Below are 18,361 nucleotides of genomic sequence, written 5' to 3'. Positions count from 1 at the left end.
GTCGCGCCGGGCTCATCGTTGACCGCCCATTGTCAACGTGCCGTGACGATCGGCGGAATACACCGGTTCCGCTAAGGTCATCATCACCGGAAACGCCACCGATGCGATAGAGCTCCAGCCAAGCCAAAGATATCAAAGCGTTTGGCGCACGTTTGCAATCAGGATGGATTTGCGCGCAGCACCCGCGATGCACGAGACTTGCCCTGAGGTGCCACACCTCGGCTTGGCTCACATACAAGCCGCGCGTTACCGCAACGCCGTAGACGTCATCGCACCGGCAATGACGTTGCATCTCGGGATCCTCCAGCTCAAAATTGGCCGATCGGCCGCGCTTGTTTGCCGAGGGCGCACGAAGGAAGAGCTCGACATGGCACGTGATGCGTTCCAGCTCGCTCAAGGCGCTGCGGCGTCCTACGAACAGCAGAAGGTCAAGGCGATCTTCCGGCCGCTGGCCGAGGCGACGCTCGCCGCAATCGACATCTCGCACGATGATGTCCTGCTCGATGTCGCTTGCGGCACAGGGATCGTCAGCCGCGTCATCCACGCGCAAGTCTCACCGAAAGCACCGATCACCGGGATCGATCTCAATGACGGCATGATCGAGATGGCTCGCGAGGTGACGCGCGACGCGCCCGAAAGCTTCGCGTGGCACGTCGGCGACGTCACGAAGATGCCGTTCGCGGATGCGATCTTCAGCGTCGCCCTCTGCCAGCAAGGACTCCAGTTCTTTCCGGACGAACACGCCGCACTAAAAGAGATCCGACGCGTCTTGCGGCCAGGTGGCCGGATCATCCTGACGATCTGGGCGGGGCCACCCCGCTTCTTCATCGCATTGGCGCAGGCCATTGAACGCCACGTGTCCCGGCAGGACGCGACGCGCTCCCTTGCTCCCTTCGCCTACGCAGGGCTGGGCACCGTTCCCGAGCTGCTGCGCTCGTGCGGCTTCGACGACGTTCAATCGCAGGAGCTCACGGTCGACAGGATCATCCATGAGCCCGAGAAAAGCATCCCGCTCGAAATCAAGGGAAATCCGGTGGGGCCTGCCGTCGCCGCCGGCGGCGAGGGCGTCATGGCGGCGATCGTGTCGGATGTCCTGAAATCCTGCGCCGACCTCGTCCGCGGCCCCGACCTCATCGCCCCGCAGACCGCGCGCTTGTTTACGGCTGTCGCGATCTGAGCTGCTGCGGCAGGCGAGCCGGGCAGGCCACGCAACTTCCACTTCTCGGACGACGCGTCTCATCTTCAAGCGGGAGCCGTTTGACGGGTCTCTCACTTGGTTCGATAAGCCTTGTTATGACTTCACAAGTCGATCGTGGAGAACCCTGTCGTGACGGCTCGACGCATCGGTATTCTCATGGCCGAAGACACGTCGTATCCGGCCTACTCCGCGTTTCGCGACGAACTTGATCTACAACACAAGCAAACCGTCCTAGTCGTCGAGACGATCGAGAGATTTGCCGGAGGTCGACACGAGCTTCTGCCGTCGTTAGCTGCAGAATTGGCATCGGCTCGACCGGATTTGATCGTCGCAATCGGAGCGGTGAGTTTCTACGCTGTTCACGCGATCGTCGGTGACACCGTCCCGATCGTCTTTGCAATCGTGGTCGATCCCTACGCGGCGGGCCTCATTTCCGAAGAGAGCCAACGAGACGGCAACGTCGCGGGTGTGACCTCCTTCAACGTCGAGCAGACGGGCGAGCAGATCAGGATTTTGAAAGACACGATCGACGAGATCGCGACACTCGCCCTCATCGGTGACGCCAACGTCCCGCCAATCCTCGCCGAGATGGCGAAGACCGCAGCCCTTGCCCAGGGATTTCGCCCTGTCGTGCGCCTTCTGCGATCATTCGACGACATCGCGTCCGCGATGAGCGACTTCCGTGCCGAAGGCGCGACCGCTCTGCTCGGCCTCGAAGTGCCGCGGATCAACACGCATTGCCTTGCGGTCGCGGAGGCGGCGACGGCCACGAAGCTTCCCACCGTCTTCGGCTGGGACATGGCGCGCGCCGCGCCGCTGATCGCCTATGGAACCAGTTTCTCAAAGGCGACGCGCCGGGCCGCGGGGCTCGCCGTTCGGATCTTGCAAGGGGAAGACACGCGCTCGTCTCCGGTCGAGTATGAAACCAGCATGAATCTCACGGTCAACCTGGCGACGGCGCGGCGGCTGGGCGTGGATGTGCCGCAATCCATCCTGGAGGCCGCGAACCACGTCGACGCCTGAGCGCGCCAGATCTTCCAGCGCCCAGCACGGGACCCGGAGAACGAGCGCCCCTACCCGCCCGATGGAACCACCGCTATGCTTCTCCGCAAAGGTTGGTCCACTCCGCCAAGGCACGTCTGAGACTGATCGGCCATAGCCCGACCTATTGGAGATCGAATGCCTCAAAATCACCGCCTGGACGCGCTGCCAGAGAACATCCATTGGGGGTTCCACGACGCAAGCCTGCCCCCTGTTCTGCGGATCCGATCGGGCGATACGGTGGAGTTGACCAGCTGGGCGGCGGCCGACCGCGAGGACCTGCCGCCGGATCCGTCCCTGGTTCAGCCCGGCCACCGCGAGGCGATCGAAAAGTGCGTCAGAGGCGGCGCCAGCCACATGCTGACCGGGCCGGTGTTCGTCGAAGGCGCGGCGCCGGGCGACGTGCTGCAGATCGACATTCTCGACGTCAGACCGATCGACCGCTGGGGCTATGTCTGCATCGTGCCGCTTCGGGGCACGCTGCCCGGCGATTTCGACACCGGCGCGATCATCCATCCCGAGATCGACATTCAGCAGCGGACGGCGCGGCTCCCGTGGGGCAAGGAGATCGCGCTGGCACCGTTCTTCGGGGTCATGGGCGTCGCGCCGCCCGCGCATTGGGGGCGGCTCCCCAGCGTCCAGCCGCGCAAGTTCGGCGGCAACATGGACAACAAGGAACTCCAGGCCGGCACGACCCTCTACCTGCCGGTCTTCGTCGAGGGTGGGTTGTTTTCCGCCGGCGACGGTCACGGCGTTCAGGGGGACGGTGAAGTCTGCATCAGCGCGTTGGAGACGGGCCTCACGGGGAGCTTCAGGCTCACCGTGCGCAAGGATCTCGGCTATGCCTACCCGTTCGCGGAAAGCGCCACCCACCTCATCAGCATCGGCCTTCACGAGGATCTCGACGAGGCGGCACGGATCGCGGTCCGCGAGATGATCGGGCACATCTGCCGCCGGACCAGCCTGACCCGCGAAGAGGCCTATATGCTCTGCTCTCTCCAGGGCGATCTGCGCGTGACGCAGACCGTCGACGGTGAGAAGGGCTGTCACATGATGCTGCCGAAGAACGCCCTCACTTGAGGGCGTCCCGCCACAGCCTTCCCACCCTCATCCGGCGCCCGTTGCGGGCAGAGGCCGCGGTCGGTGCCGTGCTCCATCGGCGCCGTCACGCCGCCCGCGCCGCGAGCGGGACTGCGTAGGCTGCCGTTTCGAACTCCAGATATTTGCCGAACGAGACCGGGTCTCCGAAAGGCAGGATCTGGGTCGCCCAGAAGCCGCCGTGGCCGTTCTGCCGGTCGATCCAGAAGAAGAGGTTGGCAAGGCCCGCCCATCCGAGCACGCCGGCGGGGCGGCCCGTCGGCGCCGTGTCGTCGTTCAACATGAAGCTCAGCGCCCAGGACTTCGAGAGGCCGGGGAAGAACTCGGCGTCGTTGGACAGCGAGGGGATGACGCCAGGCAGCATCTTGACCTTCTTGTCGCCAAGCCCGTTCCTCACCGCCATCTCGATCGTCTCGCTCTTGAGCACGCGACCGCCGGGCCCACGACCGTCGTTCAGCCACATGCGGATGAACTTCATGTAGTCGCCGACCGTCCCGTAGAGGCCGTGACCGCCCATGTGGACCTCCGGATCGGAGGGCAGCTCGAATTCCATCGGCGTCAGCGACCCGTCCTCTCCCCGGCTGTGCATCCCCGCGAGCCGCTGCCGCAGGCGATCATTGAGGGAGAAGGTCGTGTCGACGATGCCGAGGGGGCCGAAGATCCGCTCCTCGAAGACCTCGCCGAGGCGCTTGCCGGTGATCGCCTCGACCACCTGGCCGCACCAGTCGAGATTGCTGCCATACTCCCACTCCTCGCCCGGATCGAAGAGCAGCGGGGTCATGAGGCAGCGCTTCGACGCCTCGATGACGCTCGGCTGCCCCTTCTCCTGGGCCAACCGGTTGTACGTGCTGTTGAAGATGTCGTACCCGAGGCCCGCCGTGTGGAGCATCAGCATGCGCGTCGTGATCCGCCGTTTTGGCGCGCGCAGGCGCGGCTCGCCGGCATCGTCGAAACCCTCGATCACCTGAAGCTTGTCGATGTCCGGCACATAGGTGCCGGCGGGCGCGTCGAGGTCGAGCCGCCCGTCCTCCACCAGTTGCAGGACGGCGGTGCCGGTGATGGCCTTCGTCGTCGAGAAGAGGGCGAAGACGCTGTCCGTCGTCATCGCATCGCCGCCGCCGAGGACGCGCTCTCCGGCCGCCCCCTCGTAGATGTTGCCGTTGCGATCGCTGACCATCGCGACGACGCCTGGAACACGCGGCTCGCCCCCCGCAGCGGAGGCCAGGATGGCGTCGGCCGTTCTGTGGAATTCGTTCAGCATGTTGTCCTCCCTGGACATGGACCCCGCGCCTTTCGGACAGAGGCCTAGCTGGCGATTCTTATGGTTCTGATCCGGTCGGGCCTTGGCCCGTTGGTGATGGCGGACCGCCGTCGACGCCCCCGTCGCAATGAGGGGCGCAGCGTGGCGGGGCCAGCACCTTGCAATCGCACTCGACTTGGAACGCGCGCACGCAATCGACGCCCTCGGAGGGCTCGCATCGCCCTCGGACGGCGGCCCAGCATAGCAAATGTTGGCCGAAATCCCGAGTTGGCCGGCGACACCCGGCGACATGCATGCGCGTGGATGCGTGCACGGACGTGCCCCGCCGCTCGGAACGGCTCAGATGACTATCGGCCGTCGACGAACACGCGGACCTTCGACGCTCGTCGCACGGCATCGGCTGATCGTCCGTAACCGGATGCGCAGCGATGGCCGCAAAGAGCTTCGCGGTCGGCTTTTGTGCAAACGCGATGCGTTATAGTGCTTGATTGCAGGTCCGCTGCAAGCATAAGTCTAAGCGTTACCACCTCATGGCCCGGCTCGCCCGAGCGGCCGCTTCAAGTTCAGAGTGATTTCACGCAAGTCGCGGCGACCGCCGTCGATTCGACACGCCGACGCTGGGACGACACCGATGCACAGTCTGGCCGACTTGGACGCCGCGACAGTATTCATCGTCAACGCCGCGTCTCTATTTGTCTTCTCCGTCGTCTACCTTGTCGCCTGGTCGAGGATGGTCAACCGCGGATACTGGTTCAATCTCGCGGTCGCGAACATTATCTTCTCCGTCGCCTTCCTCATCTTCTCGCAAAGAATTGGCGGATCGCAGGACGCTCTCTTGCTCCCGAACTGCCTTCTTGCAATCGGCTTGGGCTTTCGGTGGCAGGCCATTCGCGCGTTCTTCGCGTATTCGCCGACACACTTCGCGACCGCATGCCTCACGCTCCTGGTCGCCGGACTGCTCTACTCGGCCGACATGCTCGGCACCGGGGTCGTCTTCGGCGCCGTCAATGTCGTGCTGACGATCCAGCTCGTCGCCATCATCCATACGCTGGCGTCGGAGCGCCATCGGCACCTGCCCTCCGTCTGGGGGCTCATCGCAGCCTATGGGATCATGGTCGCCTCGTCCGTGCTTCGCGTGATGCAGGGCTGGTTGGCCCAGAACAGCATGGACAACCTTTTGCCGGAGGACCTCTTCCTCAACATCCACCTCATGAACGCCGCGATCCACATCGTCGCGAGCGGCGCCTTCTCCTTGTCCCTCGCCTATGAGCGTGGGGCCGAGACGCTCAAGAAAGCCGCCTTGCAGGATCCGCTGACCGGCCTTCTCAACCGAGCGGGCCTGGAACAGGCGGCCGCGAAGATGATGGATCCGACCATCACCCAGCGCGCCGTCCTCATCGTCGATATCGACCGGTTCAAGTCCATCAACGACGCCCACGGCCACCTCGTCGGCGATCGCGTGATCGAGCGGTGCGGCATGGTCATCGGTGCGAACCTGCGCGAGACGGACGTTGCCGCCCGCATCGGCGGCGAGGAGTTCGTGGCGCTTCTGCCGAACGCGACGACGCACGACGCCTCACTCATCGCCGAGCGGATCAGACAGGCGATCGAGGCGCAGCAGGTGAACGCCGGCGACGTCGTCGTGCGTTTTACGGTCAGTGTCGGCATCGGATATTCCGATGATGTCCGGCTGCCCTTCAGGGAGTTGTTGAGCGAGGCCGACCGACAACTCTACCGCTCAAAGGAAGATGGACGAAATCTGGTGCGCGCCGCCTTCGCCACGTGATGTCTTCAGCGCACTTCAGCTCCTGCCCCCGGAAACAGGCTGCACGCTGAACGACCTCGCGCTCAGTCCGACAGCCCCCGCCCCTCGATGGCCCAGATCTCGACGAGGCGTCCATCCCTCACGATGTGGATGAAGTCGTGGAGGTTGGCCGTCGGGTCGCAGTGCGGGACCGTGCAGGCGAGGCGCGTGCCCGGCGCGGGGGCTTCGTGGCCGGCGGCGGTCTTGACCCGGCCGAACTCGTCCCCCGCCCACTCGATCCGGCCGATCTCCACGCCGTCCCGGAAGACGCGCGGCGGCGGACCGTCGATGGCGAGGCTCTTCGACCCCGCGTCGGTGATCGCCTCACCGGCGGCGCTGTGGGCGACCACCGTCACGTCCACGAAGAGCGCCGTCGCGAAAACCGCCGTTTCGGTGCCGTGGAAATCGACGGGTTGATAGCCCTCGTCCATGAAGATGTAGGAGCCGGCCTGAACCTCGGTCAGAAGACCGGCCTCGAAATCGAGGAGATGGCTGCCGGTGCCGCCACCGCTGACGATCGAGGCGGCAAGGCCAGCGGCCTCCAGCCCGTCGAGGATCGCGCGAAGCCGGGCGTTCGCCGCGTCGTTCGCGGCACGGCGATCCACGTGCGCATGAACATGCTGCACGAGACCGGCATAGGCCTGGACGCCCACATAGCGCAGGCTGTCCTCCGCGGCGACGGCGCGGGCGAGCGCGACCGCTTCATCGGCCGTCACCACGCCCGTTCGCCCCAGCCCCGTGTCGCAATCGATCAGCACGTCGATGCGGGCGCCGGCGGCGCGGGCGGCGCTCGCGAACGCCTCGACGAGATCCACCCGGTCCACGACGACGGTGAGCTCCGCCCCGCGCGCCGCCGCGTCGGCGAGACGCGCGATCTTGCGCGCGCTGGCGATCGGCGCGGTCAGCATCAGGGGCCGGATGCCGGCCTCGAAGAGGGCCAGGAGCTCGCCCGGCTTTGCGCACGCGATGCCGTTGGCCCCGAGCGCAAGCTGGCGCTTCGCGATGGTCGCGCACTTGTGGGTCTTCGCGTGTGGGCGCAGGCCCATTCCGTGAGCGCCCGACAGCGCCGCAAGCTGAGCGGTGTTGGCCTCGAACGCGGCGGCGTCCAGCACCAGCGCCGGCGTCTCCAGCATGGCGCGGCTGTCGGGGGTGCCGATCAGCGGCGCGTTCAGCGCGGCGACGCCCCTCATGCGACGGCTCCTTCGCGCAGCGCAGCGGTCGCGCCTTCGTCCACGCTCAGTGTGCGCGGGTCGATCACCACCCGGTAGTCGCGCTCCGCCCCGTGGATTGTCACCTTGTCCTCGCGCACGTCGGCGAGGACCCGTTCGGGGTCGCGCGACAGCGGGTCGCCGAAGCCGCCGCCCCCCGCGCCGACCAGCCGGAACACCTCACCCGCCTTGGCGGTGAAGCCCTGCATCGGCATCGCGGGCAACGCCGTCTCCGCCCCGTCCCGGTCGACGAGGATGTGGGCCGATGGCGCGCCCGGTCGCCCGCCGTCGATGCCGAACGGCGGATGATCGCGCCGGTCGCCGCGGAGGTTGAAGCGGATGTCCTGCAGGAAGCGGAACTCGCGCACGAAGGCGAGCCCGCCGCGATTGCGCCCCGGTCCACCCGAGTCGGGCACGAAGCCGTAAGACAGGATCTCCACCGGCATCTCCGCTTCGATCAGCTCGATCGGCTGGTTGGAAATATTGGCGGCGGGATTGGAGATTCCCTCGATCCCGTCGCGGTCGAAACGCGCGCCCCAGGTTCCGACCAGCATCTCGTTGAGGACGAACTGGCGGCCCTGCCACTCGCCCCCGCCGGCCATCAGGAAGGGGCCGCCCTCGCACCCGGCCATCGCCCGCTCCGGCACCACCTGGGCCAGCGCCTGCATGATGGCGTCGAACACCCTGTAGCCGACGACCCCGCGCGCGCCGCAGGCGGCCGGGTAGCGCGGATTGAGAAGGCAGCCCTCCGGCGCGGTCACCGTGATCGGACGCAGATATCCGCCGCAGTTCGGGATGTCGCGATGGGCAAGGCAGCGGATCGCGGCGAAGGCGGCGGATTCCGGGAGCGAGATCGGGCAGTTGATGCTGGCGGCAACCTGGTCGGATGTCCCGGCGAAGTCGATCGCGATTGTGTCGCCGGTGATGGTGACGGTCGCGCTGATGCGGATCGGGTCGGGGGTCTCGCCGAGGCCGTCCAGGAAGTCGTGCGCCACGTAGACGCCGTCCGGAAGCTCGGCGATCGTCTCGCGCATCACCACCTCGGCGTGGTCGTGCAGCGCGTCGACATAGCGGGAGAAGGTGTCCGCGCCATACCGCTCGATGAGGCTGAGGAGGCCCTTCTCCCCGGTGAGGCAGGCGGCGATCTGGGCGCGCAGGTCCCCCAGCACCTCCACCGGCTGGCGCGTGTTGCACCGGATCATGTCGAACAGCACGGCGTTGGGCCGTCCGCGCTCGTAGAGCTTCGCCAGCGGGATCCGGAGCCCTTCCTGCTGGATCTCGGTCGCGTAGATCGCGACGCTGCCCGGAACGATGCCGCCGACATCGGTGTGATGGGCGACGGTGGTGGCGAAACCGCAGAGCGTGCCGTTCGCGAACACCGGCTTCAGGACGTAGACGTCCGGCAGGTGCTGGCCTCCGGAACCGTAGGGGTCGTTGGTGATGAAGATGTCGCCCTCGGCGAGGTCGTCGCCGAAACGCTCCTGAACGAAGCGCATCACGCGCGGGAACGAGCAGAGCTGGATCGGCAGGGTGAGGCCCTGCGCGATGATCGCGCCGTCCGCGTCACACAGGCCGGTCGAGTAGTCCATGATGTCCCGCACCACGGGCGAATAGGCGCTGCGCATGATGATGAGCGCCATCTCGTCGGCGGTCGCCGACAGGCCGTTGCGCACCACTTCGAGCGTGATCGGATCGACGTCACTCATTGCCCGCCCACCTCGATCTCGATGTTGCCCAGCGCGTCGAGCCGCGCCGCCGCGCCGGGCGGGACGACACAGGTGCAGTCATAGTCCTCGACGATGAAGGGGCCGGCGCGCGGCCCCTCGTCGAGCGCGGCGCGGGAGATGACGGGAACGCGCATGGGGCCGCCCTCGAAGACCGCGCAACGGTCGCGGGTCGCCCGCGGCGGCGTGGCGGCGAAGCCGGTGACGGCCGACGCCATCGGCACGCGTGTCGTGAGGCGCAGGTTGACGAGCTGCACCGGGTCCGTGCCCGAGCGGTGGCCGTAGGTGCGCTCGTGCTCGCGGTGGAAGCCCTCGGCGAGCGCGGCGCCGTCGAGCCCCCCATCGGCCGCCGCGACGTTGAGCTCATAGGCCTGGCCGAAATAGCGCAGGTCCGCGCTGACCTGATGCTGCGCCGTCGCGACATCGAAACCGTCGGCGAGCACCGCGTCACGGGCTCGCGCAAGGAGACCGGCGTGGATCTGGGCCAACCGATCGCCGGAGACCTGATGGGCGTCCTCCAGCACGGAATTGACGCGCTCCTCCTCCATGTCGGAGCGCAGAAGCCCGAACGCGGTGAAAACCCCGGCCGCAACCGGGATGACGATGCGGCGGATGCCGAGCGCGGCGGCGATGTCGGCCGCGACCACGGGTCCGTTGCCGCCGAATGCGACGAGGGTGAAGTCGCGCGGATCGCGCCCGCGATAGGTCGACACCGCCTTCACCGCGCGCGTCATGGTGGAGACCGCGAGGGCGAGGACGCCGCGCGCCGCGGTGCCCGGATCGAGCCCCAGCGGCTCGGCGATCTGGCGTGCCAGCGCGTCGCGCGCGGCCTCGGCATCGACCGCGATGGACCCACCCGCGAGCGCGGTGTCGCTGATATAGCCGAGCCCGACGAACACGTCGGTCAGCGTCGCGCGGGTGCCGCCACGCCCGTAGCAGACCGGGCCGGGCATCGCCCCCGCGCTCTGCGGCCCGACGGTCACGCGGCCGAGCCGGTCCACCGCGACGAGGCTGCCGCCGCCGGCCCCGATCTCCGACACGTCGATGAACGGCATCCGGATCGGATAGCCGCCGCCCTTCACCAGCTTGCTGGACAGGTTGATCCCGGCACCGACCTCGTACTCGTCGGTGCGCGCGGCCTCGCCGTCCTCGATCAAGGCGGTCTTCGCGGTGGTGCCGCCCATGTCGAAGGAGATGACATTGGCACCGCGCCGCTCGCCGCGCACAAGGCGGGCACAGGCGATCACACCCGCCGCCGGTCCGGATTCCACCAGCCAGGCGGCACGCTCCACGGCGGTCGCGAGGGGCAGGACGCCGCCTCCGGAGTGCATCATCATGATCGGCGCGGTGATCCCGAGGCGCCGCAGGCGGGCCGACAGCGCGTCGGCATAGCGGCGGATCACCGGGCCGACATAGGCGTTGACGACGACGGTGCTCGTCCGCTCGTACTCGCGGATCTCCGGCAGGATTTCCGACCCGCGGCAGAGGAACACGTCCGGGCCGAGGCGCTCGCGCAAGAGCGCTTCGATGCGCATCTCGTGCGCGGGGTTCGCGTAGGCGTGCAAGGTGCTGATCGCGACCGCCTCGACCGCCTCGGCGCGCAATGTCTCGGCCGCGCGGGCGACATCCGCCTCGTCGAGCGGCACGCGCTCGGCGCCGTCCGGGCCGATCCGGCCGCGCACTTCCAGGCGCAGGCGGCGGGGCACCAGCGGCGGCGGCTTGTCATACTGGAGGTCGTAGAGGACGGGGATGCGCAGGCGGCGCATCTCCAGCACGTCGCGAAATCCGGCGGTGGTGACGAGGCCGGTCCGCGCTCCCTTCAGCTCCAGGATGGTGTTGGTGGCGACCGTCGTCGCGTGGACGATGCCGGTGATGGCGCCCGGATCGATGCCGAGCTCGGCGATGAGGGCCTCGAGGCCGAGCGCGATGCCGCGGCTGTAATCGTCCGGCGTCGACGCGACCTTGCGGATATCGACCGTGCCGCCCGCCTCCACCAGCGCGATGTCGGTGAAGGTGCCGCCGATGTCGATGCCGATCCGGTAGGCTGAGCGGGTCATTGCGTTCCTTCGAGGCAGGTCATGGTGCCGATCGGCCGTGAGGCGTCGGTGAGACCGGATGGGTCGCGGCTGCCGGTCATCGGAGCGCGGTCGGCAGGAAGAGGGCGACCTCCGGGACGGCCACCAGCAGGGCAAGGAGGAGGAAGATCGCGAGGAGGAACGGCGCGGCGCCGCGCGAGACCTCGCCGATCCCGCCGCTGGTGCGCATCCCCTGGATCACGAACAGGTTGATGCCCACCGGCGGCGTGATCATGGCCGCCTCCATCAGCACCACGACGACAATGCCGAACCACACGCTGTCGAACCCGGCGGCGACCACCACCGGCGCCACGATGGGCACGGTCGCGATCATCATGGCCATCGTCTCCATGAAGCAGCCGAGGGCGATGTAGAAGACGATCACCGCGAGCATCAGCTCGGTCGGCGACAGGTCCAGCGTCGTCACGAGCTGGACCACCTGGTTGGTGAGACCGAGCGCCGTCATGATGAAGTTGAGGAAGAAGGCCGCCACGACGATCAGCATGATCATCCCGGTCGTGCGCATCGTGTTCTCGACCGCCTCCATGAACATCGCCACGCTGAAGCGGCCGCGCACGATGGTCAGCACCACGGCCGCCGCGACCCCGAGGGCCGCCGATTCGGTTGCCGTCGCCCAGCCGAGATAGATCGAGCCGACCACCACCGCGAAGATGCAAAGCGGCGGCACGAATTCGGCGAGAAGGTTGATCCGCTCGGACCAGCTCACCGTGACGGACCGCCCGCCGAGCGACGGCCGGAGCGTGCAGGCGACCGCGACGATGGTCATGAAGAAGAGCGCGAGGAGGATCCCCGGCACGATCCCCGCGAGGTAGAGCTGCGGGATCGAGGCGTTGGTGATGAGCCCGTAGACGATGAGGTTGATCGACGGGGGAATGAGGATGCCGAGCGTGCCGCCGGCGGCGAGCGAGCCGAGAAAGAGCGGCCGGCCGTAGCCGTACTTGTCCATCTGCGGCATGGCGGTCGTCGAGATCGTCGCCGCCGTCGCCACGCTCGATCCGGACATCGCCGCGAACAGCCCGCTCGAGCCGATATTGGCGTGCATGAGACCGCCGGGCAGCCAGGCGAGCCAGGCCGCCACCGCCGCGTACATGCGATCGGCGATGCCGGAGCGCAGCAGGATCTCGCCGAGCAGCACGAAGAGCGGCACGCTGACCATCAGGAACCCGGTCGACGAGGTCCAGGCGACCTCGCCCATCGCCCGGATGAGCGGCAGCGGGCTGAAGAACTCCGCGAGGCCGATGCCGATCAGCCCGAGCGCCACCGCGACCGGCAGCCCGACCGCGAGGAGCACCGCCATCGCGACGACGACGAAGAGGATCATTGCCGCCCCTCGCCGCTCGGGACCTGCGAGAGGGCCCCGGCGCGGGTGACTTCGCTTCGAATCTCGTCCTCGATGCCGCGCGCCCCGGCGATCGTCCCGACGCGCCGCCAATTGCCGGAGAGGACCGCGAAGACGCTCGCCACGAGCAGGACCGCCGTCACCAGGACGAACCACGCGAGGCCGCCGACCCACATTGCCTGCGGCACCGCGACGGGCAGCGCGAGCGCGCCCTGCGAGGTCGTCCCGAAGCGCACGCTGGAGCGCAGCACTTCGACCGAGAAGAGGAGAAGGGTGGCGGCGAAGGCGAGGGTCCCGACAAGTCCGACGATGTCGGCGATGGTCCGGACCCGGTCGCCGAAGCGGCTATAGAGCGTGTCGATGCGCACGTGTGCCTTGTCGATGAGGATGGCGCCGAACGCCCAGGAGGTGCCCACCGCGAGCGCGAAGCCGGCGAGCTCGTCGACCCCGCCCAGCGACCGGTCGAGGAGCTGGCGCAGCCCCACCTCCACGACGATCAGCACGCAGGCGGCGACGATCATCAGTCCCCCGGCGATGAGGATCGCGCGGGACACGGCGCGCAACCACCGCAACGGCCCGCCGCCGTTCTCGATGGTGCGCGCCCTATCGATCACTTCGCGGCCGCCTCGAAGCCGAGGGCCTTGCCGACGGTGCCGTTCCAGTCGGCGACGCAGGCTTCGCCGCAGCGTTCGGCCCAGCGGGGCAGGATCGTCGTCCCGACCATGCCGGCCAGAAGCTCACGGTCTGCGTCCGACACCTCCACCAGCGCCATGTTGGCCTTGATGCCGTTGGTGCACTCGCCCTGGCCGGTGTTGCAGTTGACGCCGTCGGTCGCGACCTCGGCCACATGCGCCCACATCTCCGCTTCGAGCTTGGCGAAGGCGTCGGTGAGGAAGGCCCTGGTCGGCTCGTCGAGCGCGTCCCAGGTATCCTTGTTGACCGCGCTGAAATAGGGCGCCCAGCCGAGCACCAGCGGGAACAGGTGATCGGTCACTTCCCACCACTTGGCGCTGTTGCCTGGGCCGGTTCCGGTGACGCCGCAATCGACGGTGCCGCGCTGCAGGGCCGGCACGACCTCGGCGAAGGAGAGCTGCACCGGCGTGCCGCCGACGGCATCGACGAAATCGGCGAGCGTCTGGTTGAAGGTCCGGATCTTCTTGCCGGCCAGATCCTTCACGCCGGTGATGTCGCCCTTGCAGAACAGCACCTGGGGCGGCGATGGCCACATCATCAGGAGATGGGCGTTGAAGTTGTCCTGCATGTTCTTGTCGATGACCGGCCGGTAGGCGTCGACGGCCTTCTTCATCGTGTCGATGTCGAGGATCGCGCCCGCGAGGTCGAGACCGTCATAGAGCTTGAAGTCGCCGGCGACGAAGCTGACCGGGCCGGTGACGATGTCGGCGACCTTCAGGCTGAGGAGCCGCAGCGTCTCGTTGCCCTTCAGGCCCAGCGTGTCGAGGCTGTTGAAGTCGGCGCCGATGCGGCCGTCGGACATTTCGGGGATGGTCTTTTCCCAGAAGGGCTGCTCGACCTGCGTCGTCATGGTGACGTTGCTCCAGCCACCGATGACCTTGAGACGGAGCTCCTGAAGCTCCTGCGCGTTCGCGCCGCCCGCGAGCGACGTGGCCAGAGCCCATGACGCCAGAAGTAGACCAGATCGCTTCATGTCGCTGCCTCAATGTTCCGTCCACTGCCGGACGCAGTGGCCCGACGCGGAGGCTACAACGAGCGATGTGATCGGCTCCAATTGTATTCGGCGGATGAGGTGATAGCCTGATCCTATCATGCGGATCACCTTGGCGCAGATCGAGACGTTCTACTGGATCGCACGGCTCGGCAGCTTTCGCGCCGCCGCGCGGCAGCTTTGCCTCACCCAACCCTCGGTCTCCGGCCGCATCCGCGAGCTCGAGCGCGACCTCGGATGCACCCTGTTCGACCGTTCCGGGGCGCGCGTGCGCCTGACGGAAGCCGGCAAGGCGATCCAGACGCAGGCCGAGCGCATGCTCACCATCGCCCGCGACATCCAGGACGAGGCGAGCAGCGACCGGCTGAGGGGCCTCTTGCGGCTCGGCGTGGTGGAGACCGTGGCGCGCCTCGCCCTCCCCGGCCTCGTCCGCGAGCTCGCCCGGCGGAGCCCGACCTTGCGCATCGAGCTCGCGGTCGATGTCGGCGCGGCGCTCCTGCGCCAGCTCGACGAGCGTCAGCTCGATGTCGTGGTGACGACGGACGCGACCGCCGCGGACGACATCGTGGTGCGCCCTCTCGGGGTGGTCGAATTGTCGTGGGTGGGGCCGTCGGAGCACCCGCTCGCCGGCACGGTCCTCACCCCCGCCATCCTGTCCGGCGAGGCGATCTTCACGCAGCCCGAATCGTCGACCATCGGACGGACCATCCGCGAGTGGTTCGACAAGGCCGGCACCTCGCCGAAGTCGCTGAGCGGCTGCACTTCGCTAACCGTGACCAGCGAGCTCGTCGCCGCCGGGCTCGGCTTCGCGGTGATGACTCCGGCGCTGATCCGCAGCGACATCGCCGACAGGATCTGCCGCTTCGACGCCGACCCCGCGATCCCGCCGCGAACCCTCTCCGTCGCCGCCCTGAAGGAGACATGGTCCGACGACGTCGCCTTCATCGCCTCCTTCATCGCGGACGAGTTCGTGTCGATCGGGGCGATCCGGCCGGAGTGATGGGGTGCGGTGGGCGCGCGGCCCTGCGGCGCCACGGTCCGAGCGATGTCGAGTGCGAGGCAGGGAGTGGATGACGACCTCAAGCCGCGGCAGCGCGCGCGTTCGAGTGTCCTGACCTTTGGTTCGTTCGTCCGACCGTATGCGCCGGGATGCGGTCCAACGCCTCGCACATCCTCGCGCCCCCTACGCTGGCGTCAGCCGCAGCGCTCGGACTTTCAGTCGACCGCGGCCCGGAGATAGGCCCGCGCGAGCCGTGTCGCGTCTTGTCGGAACCTGTCGAGGGTGTCCGGGCCCGAAGCCAGGTCGCTGAAGCTGCCGCGGGACAGGCCGGCGAGGGCCGACAGGAGGGTGAACACCACCCGCTTGTGGTCCGCAAAGGACACGTCGGAGGCATTCTCCAACGCCCGGACCGCCGCCGTTTCGAGCCTCTCATAGATGCCGACCGGCAGCTTGAACTGGTCGATGCTTCCCGCGGCCCGGTAGAGGGCCGCCGTCGCGTCGGGGCGGGCGACCTTCACCGAGACATAGGCGTCGGCGATGGCGTCGGCCACGTCATCGAGCGGTCGGCGCTCGTCGCCGGCACACGCCCGCTCGATGGCATCGGCGAGCGCCTCGAAATGACGGCGCAGAAGCGCGAACAGAAGGGCCTCCTTGTTCGGAAAGTACTGGTAGAGCGTGCCGACCGAGACGCCGGCGCGGGCCGCGACACGGGTGGTCGTCAGCCGGGACAGGCCGTCGGCGAGCAAAACTTGAATCGCGCCCTCGCGGATCGCCTCCAGCGTCGCCTCCGACCGGGCCTGAATCGGCGCTTTCCTGAGCTGCAGCCGGGGTGGAATGGCGTCGGTCATGAATGCGAATACCAAGCTGAAGGATCCTTCAGGTATATTGGCTCCGAAGCATCATCAAGCCACATCATTCCTGGCCGACATGGAGATCCGAATGACCGACAGCCGCACGACGGGCCACGGTGCATGCTTGAGCCGCCGGTCGTTCCTGGCCAGCGCCGCCGGAGTGGCGGCGTCCGCGTCCCTGCCCCGCACCGCCGGCGCACAGGCGGGGATCGCGCCCGCCCGTGTCCTCACCTTCAGCGACCACGAACCACTCGGCGGGATGCGCACCCGGTTCCTGAAGGACGTGGTCTTCCCGGCGATCGAGCGGGAGTCGGACGGGCGGCTGAAGGTCAATGATCATTGGAACGGCGAGATCGCCGCGGCGTACGACGCGCTCGGCGCGGTCAGCCGGACGGGGGGCCCCGACATGGCCACCACGGTGCCGGAATACACGGCGAAGGAACTGCCGCTGCACCAGATCTTCAAGAGCTTTCCGACAGGCCCCACCGGGAGCCGGCAGGTCGACTTCTTCCGCAGGGCCCACGCGGAGATCCCGGCCTTCACGGCCGAGTTCGAGAGAAACGACATCGTTCCGCTGTTCTTCGGAACGGGCTATCCGGTCGCGTTCTTCAGCACGTCACCGCTGGCCGATCTCGGCGGATTGAAGGACGGGCGATGGCGCTCCGCCAGCTTCTGGCATCTGGACTTCCTCAAGAATGCCGGCGCGACTCCCGTGAGGATGCACTGGGGACCGGAGATCTACGACGCCCTGAAGGCGCGGACGCTGGACGGCCTCATGGTGAATGTCGACAGCGGATACATGCTGAACGTCCATGAGGCGGCGCCGAGCATCCTCGTCTCGAAGGATCTCTGGCTCGGCCACGTATATCCTCTGGCGATGAACCGGTCGGTCTGGGACGGGCTCGAGCCGCAGGACAGGCGCGCGATCCAGCGGGCGGCCGCGACGTCGTACCAAAGCCTGGGCGCGGTGATGGACGCGAGCTTCGAGGCTCAGCTCGACGATCTGAGGCGCGCCGGAGCCGATGTCCGCATCCTCGACGCCGACGAGGTCGAGCGCTGGAAGACGGCGACGCGGTATCGGGACGTCCAGTCCGCATGGGCGCGCGCGCAGGAGAGCGAGGGGGTCGCGGATGCCGGCGCAGTGCTCGCGAGCGTGACGGATCTCATGGACGAGATGATCGGATAATTCCGGGGGCCTTCAGGACTCCGGCGCGGAGACGCGTGTCTGCGATGAGATGCGGGAGGCCAGCCAAAGTCTGCCACTGCTCTATGGGCCACATCCAGAGTAGCATTGTCCCGCCATCGACCGGCGTGCGCATCGCACGGTCGTCGCCCCGACGGAAATCCGGTGATGAGATCCCCTCAGCCGACCTGCAGCATTCGTCTGCGCCCGATCAGTGCGCCAGCGCCCCCCGCGCAATCGCCAGGTGGTGTTCTCGGTGGTGATCGCCGGTCGCCATCAGGCCAAAGAAGCCCAGCCCCTTGATGCGCGCGATGTCCGGCTCGGCGGCACTCCGCACCGTCCAGACGATCGTGCCCTCCCTCTGCTCGACCTCGGACATCCACCCCGTTTCCGCCACAAGGACCTCGCTGTGGGCCGGGACCATCCGCGCGGCCGCCAAACCCGGGCGGCCCTCTGTGTCGATCGTCATCCGCAGCCCATCGGACAGCGTCTCGGACGAGACCACCGCGCCGAGGACCAGCGCGTTCATGTCGACGAGATGGTCGCGCAATGCGTCGATGTTCACCTTCGACCAGTCCGTCGTCGGATCCTGCGACAACAGGAGAACGATCTCCGCGATCGAGGCGAAGGCGCCGTTTCCCGGCTCCCTCGGACCCGCCGATTGCATCGCCCCGTGCCCGGCATGCTGCGCAAAGGCCGGCGGGGCGGCGCACAGGACCACGACGCATGCTTTGGCGAGAATTCGTATGCGCATCTTCACGTCCTATGACCGAACGGAACCCGTGCTGAACCCCGCGACGATAGCGCCTGATGTTCGGCGCCGCCAATTGCAGAATGCTCCATTCAGTCGGGCACGGGCGATGATGCGGCGCTC

The 18,361-nt window shown here is 67.6% G+C and carries 15 protein-coding genes; 6 read left to right on the top strand and 9 right to left on the bottom strand.

Translation table 11 applies throughout. The annotated features are described in order from the left end of the window. Positions 1 to 208 precede the first annotated feature (208 nt). The 3 genes from DBV35_RS00495 to DBV35_RS00485 all read left to right on the top strand — a co-directional run bounded on the left by DBV35_RS00495 (position 209) and on the right by DBV35_RS00485 (position 3,319). Positions 209 to 1,177, top strand: coding sequence for a class I SAM-dependent methyltransferase (locus DBV35_RS00495; protein ID WP_170134854.1), 969 nt, complete (start codon positions 209 to 211; stop codon positions 1,175 to 1,177). Between the two features lie 150 nt (positions 1,178 to 1,327). Continuing rightward, a complete protein-coding gene (locus tag DBV35_RS00490) occupies positions 1,328 to 2,221 on the top strand; it encodes an ABC transporter substrate-binding protein (protein WP_108658306.1) in 894 nt (297 codons plus the stop codon). Between the two features lie 156 nt (positions 2,222 to 2,377). Further along, complete coding sequence (locus DBV35_RS00485; protein WP_108658305.1) at positions 2,378 to 3,319, top strand: acetamidase/formamidase family protein; 942 nt, start codon at positions 2,378 to 2,380, stop codon at positions 3,317 to 3,319. An 85-nt stretch (positions 3,320 to 3,404) separates the two neighbouring features. On the opposite strand, the gene acmB is transcribed toward DBV35_RS00485, so the two are convergent. Then, entirely contained in the window at positions 3,405 to 4,598 is a 1,194-nt protein-coding gene (acmB, locus tag DBV35_RS00480; RefSeq protein WP_108658304.1) for a methyl acetate hydrolase AcmB, read from the bottom strand. A 568-nt stretch (positions 4,599 to 5,166) separates the two neighbouring features. Here acmB and DBV35_RS00475 point away from each other — a divergent pair. Continuing rightward, on the top strand, positions 5,167 to 6,384 hold the full coding sequence (locus DBV35_RS00475) for a GGDEF domain-containing protein (protein WP_157961511.1): 1,218 nt from the start codon (positions 5,167 to 5,169) through the stop codon (positions 6,382 to 6,384). A gap of 62 nt (positions 6,385 to 6,446) precedes the next feature. Here the strand turns inward: DBV35_RS00475 and DBV35_RS00470 are convergent, their stop codons facing one another. The 6 genes from DBV35_RS00470 to DBV35_RS00445 all read right to left on the bottom strand — a co-directional run bounded on the left by DBV35_RS00470 (position 6,447) and on the right by DBV35_RS00445 (position 14,435). Beyond that, positions 6,447 to 7,592 carry an alanine racemase gene (locus tag DBV35_RS00470; RefSeq protein WP_108658302.1) on the bottom strand — a complete coding sequence of 382 codons (1,146 nt, stop codon included), beginning with the start codon at positions 7,590 to 7,592 and terminating at the stop codon, positions 6,447 to 6,449. Then, the gene (locus DBV35_RS00465; RefSeq protein WP_108658301.1) at positions 7,589 to 9,316 is read right to left on the bottom strand and encodes a hydantoinase B/oxoprolinase family protein; all 1,728 of its coding nucleotides are present in this window, start codon (positions 9,314 to 9,316) and stop codon (positions 7,589 to 7,591) included. The genes DBV35_RS00470 and DBV35_RS00465 overlap by 4 nt, the downstream gene beginning before the upstream one ends. Further along, a complete protein-coding gene (locus DBV35_RS00460; protein WP_108658300.1) occupies positions 9,313 to 11,391 on the bottom strand; it encodes a hydantoinase/oxoprolinase family protein in 2,079 nt (692 codons plus the stop codon). The genes DBV35_RS00465 and DBV35_RS00460 overlap by 4 nt, the downstream gene beginning before the upstream one ends. Positions 11,392 to 11,467: 76 nt before the next feature. After that, complete coding sequence (locus DBV35_RS00455; RefSeq protein ID WP_108658299.1) at positions 11,468 to 12,751, bottom strand: TRAP transporter large permease; 1,284 nt, start codon at positions 12,749 to 12,751, stop codon at positions 11,468 to 11,470. After that, positions 12,748 to 13,383 (bottom strand): TRAP transporter small permease subunit, encoded by a 636-nt coding sequence (locus tag DBV35_RS00450; protein ID WP_108658298.1) that lies wholly within the window; start codon positions 13,381 to 13,383, stop codon positions 12,748 to 12,750. Before DBV35_RS00450 ends, DBV35_RS00455 begins: the two co-directional genes overlap by 4 nt. Further along, positions 13,380 to 14,435, bottom strand: coding sequence for a TRAP transporter substrate-binding protein (locus DBV35_RS00445; RefSeq protein WP_108658297.1), 1,056 nt, complete (start codon positions 14,433 to 14,435; stop codon positions 13,380 to 13,382). Before DBV35_RS00445 ends, DBV35_RS00450 begins: the two co-directional genes overlap by 4 nt. A 118-nt stretch (positions 14,436 to 14,553) precedes the next feature. Here DBV35_RS00445 and DBV35_RS00440 point away from each other — a divergent pair, with 118 nt between their 5' ends. Next, positions 14,554 to 15,453, top strand: a complete 900-nt coding sequence (locus DBV35_RS00440) for a LysR family transcriptional regulator (RefSeq protein WP_108658296.1) — start codon at positions 14,554 to 14,556, stop codon at positions 15,451 to 15,453. A 215-nt stretch (positions 15,454 to 15,668) separates the two neighbouring features. On the opposite strand, the gene DBV35_RS00435 is transcribed toward DBV35_RS00440, so the two are convergent. After that, the gene (locus tag DBV35_RS00435; protein ID WP_108658295.1) at positions 15,669 to 16,301 is read right to left on the bottom strand and encodes a TetR/AcrR family transcriptional regulator; all 633 of its coding nucleotides are present in this window, start codon (positions 16,299 to 16,301) and stop codon (positions 15,669 to 15,671) included. Positions 16,302 to 16,392: 91 nt separating this feature from the next. Here DBV35_RS00435 and DBV35_RS00430 point away from each other — a divergent pair, with 91 nt between their 5' ends. Next, positions 16,393 to 17,490 (top strand): type 2 periplasmic-binding domain-containing protein, encoded by a 1,098-nt coding sequence (locus tag DBV35_RS00430; RefSeq protein WP_157961509.1) that lies wholly within the window; start codon positions 16,393 to 16,395, stop codon positions 17,488 to 17,490. Positions 17,491 to 17,698: 208 nt separating this feature from the next. On the opposite strand, the gene DBV35_RS00425 is transcribed toward DBV35_RS00430, so the two are convergent. Further along, positions 17,699 to 18,241 (bottom strand): hypothetical protein, encoded by a 543-nt coding sequence (locus DBV35_RS00425; RefSeq protein WP_157961508.1) that lies wholly within the window; start codon positions 18,239 to 18,241, stop codon positions 17,699 to 17,701. Positions 18,242 to 18,361: the final 120 nt, after the last annotated feature.

Source organism: Acuticoccus kandeliae, from assembly GCF_003073115.1.
This window is presented reverse-complemented; position numbering and strand designations above follow the sequence as displayed.

Bases quoted from the DNA above. Each gene is read 5' to 3' on its own strand.
- DBV35_RS00430 (WP_157961509.1), top strand. From the start codon at position 16,393: ATGACCGACAGCCGCACGACGGGCCACGGTGCATGCTTGAGCCGCCGG.
- DBV35_RS00445 (WP_108658297.1), bottom strand. From the start codon at position 14,435: ATGAAGCGATCTGGTCTACTTCTGGCGTCATGGGCTCTGGCCACGTCG.
- DBV35_RS00465 (WP_108658301.1), bottom strand. From the start codon at position 9,316: ATGAGTGACGTCGATCCGATCACGCTCGAAGTGGTGCGCAACGGCCTG.
- DBV35_RS00470 (WP_108658302.1), bottom strand. From the start codon at position 7,592: ATGAGGGGCGTCGCCGCGCTGAACGCGCCGCTGATCGGCACCCCCGAC.
- DBV35_RS00425 (WP_157961508.1), bottom strand. From the start codon at position 18,241: ATGCGCATACGAATTCTCGCCAAAGCATGCGTCGTGGTCCTGTGCGCC.
- acmB (WP_108658304.1), bottom strand. From the start codon at position 4,598: ATGCTGAACGAATTCCACAGAACGGCCGACGCCATCCTGGCCTCCGCT.
- DBV35_RS00485 (WP_108658305.1), top strand. From the start codon at position 2,378: ATGCCTCAAAATCACCGCCTGGACGCGCTGCCAGAGAACATCCATTGG.
- DBV35_RS00460 (WP_108658300.1), bottom strand. From the start codon at position 11,391: ATGACCCGCTCAGCCTACCGGATCGGCATCGACATCGGCGGCACCTTC.
- DBV35_RS00455 (WP_108658299.1), bottom strand. From the start codon at position 12,751: ATGATCCTCTTCGTCGTCGTCGCGATGGCGGTGCTCCTCGCGGTCGGG.
- DBV35_RS00440 (WP_108658296.1), top strand. From the start codon at position 14,554: ATGCGGATCACCTTGGCGCAGATCGAGACGTTCTACTGGATCGCACGG.
- DBV35_RS00435 (WP_108658295.1), bottom strand. From the start codon at position 16,301: ATGACCGACGCCATTCCACCCCGGCTGCAGCTCAGGAAAGCGCCGATT.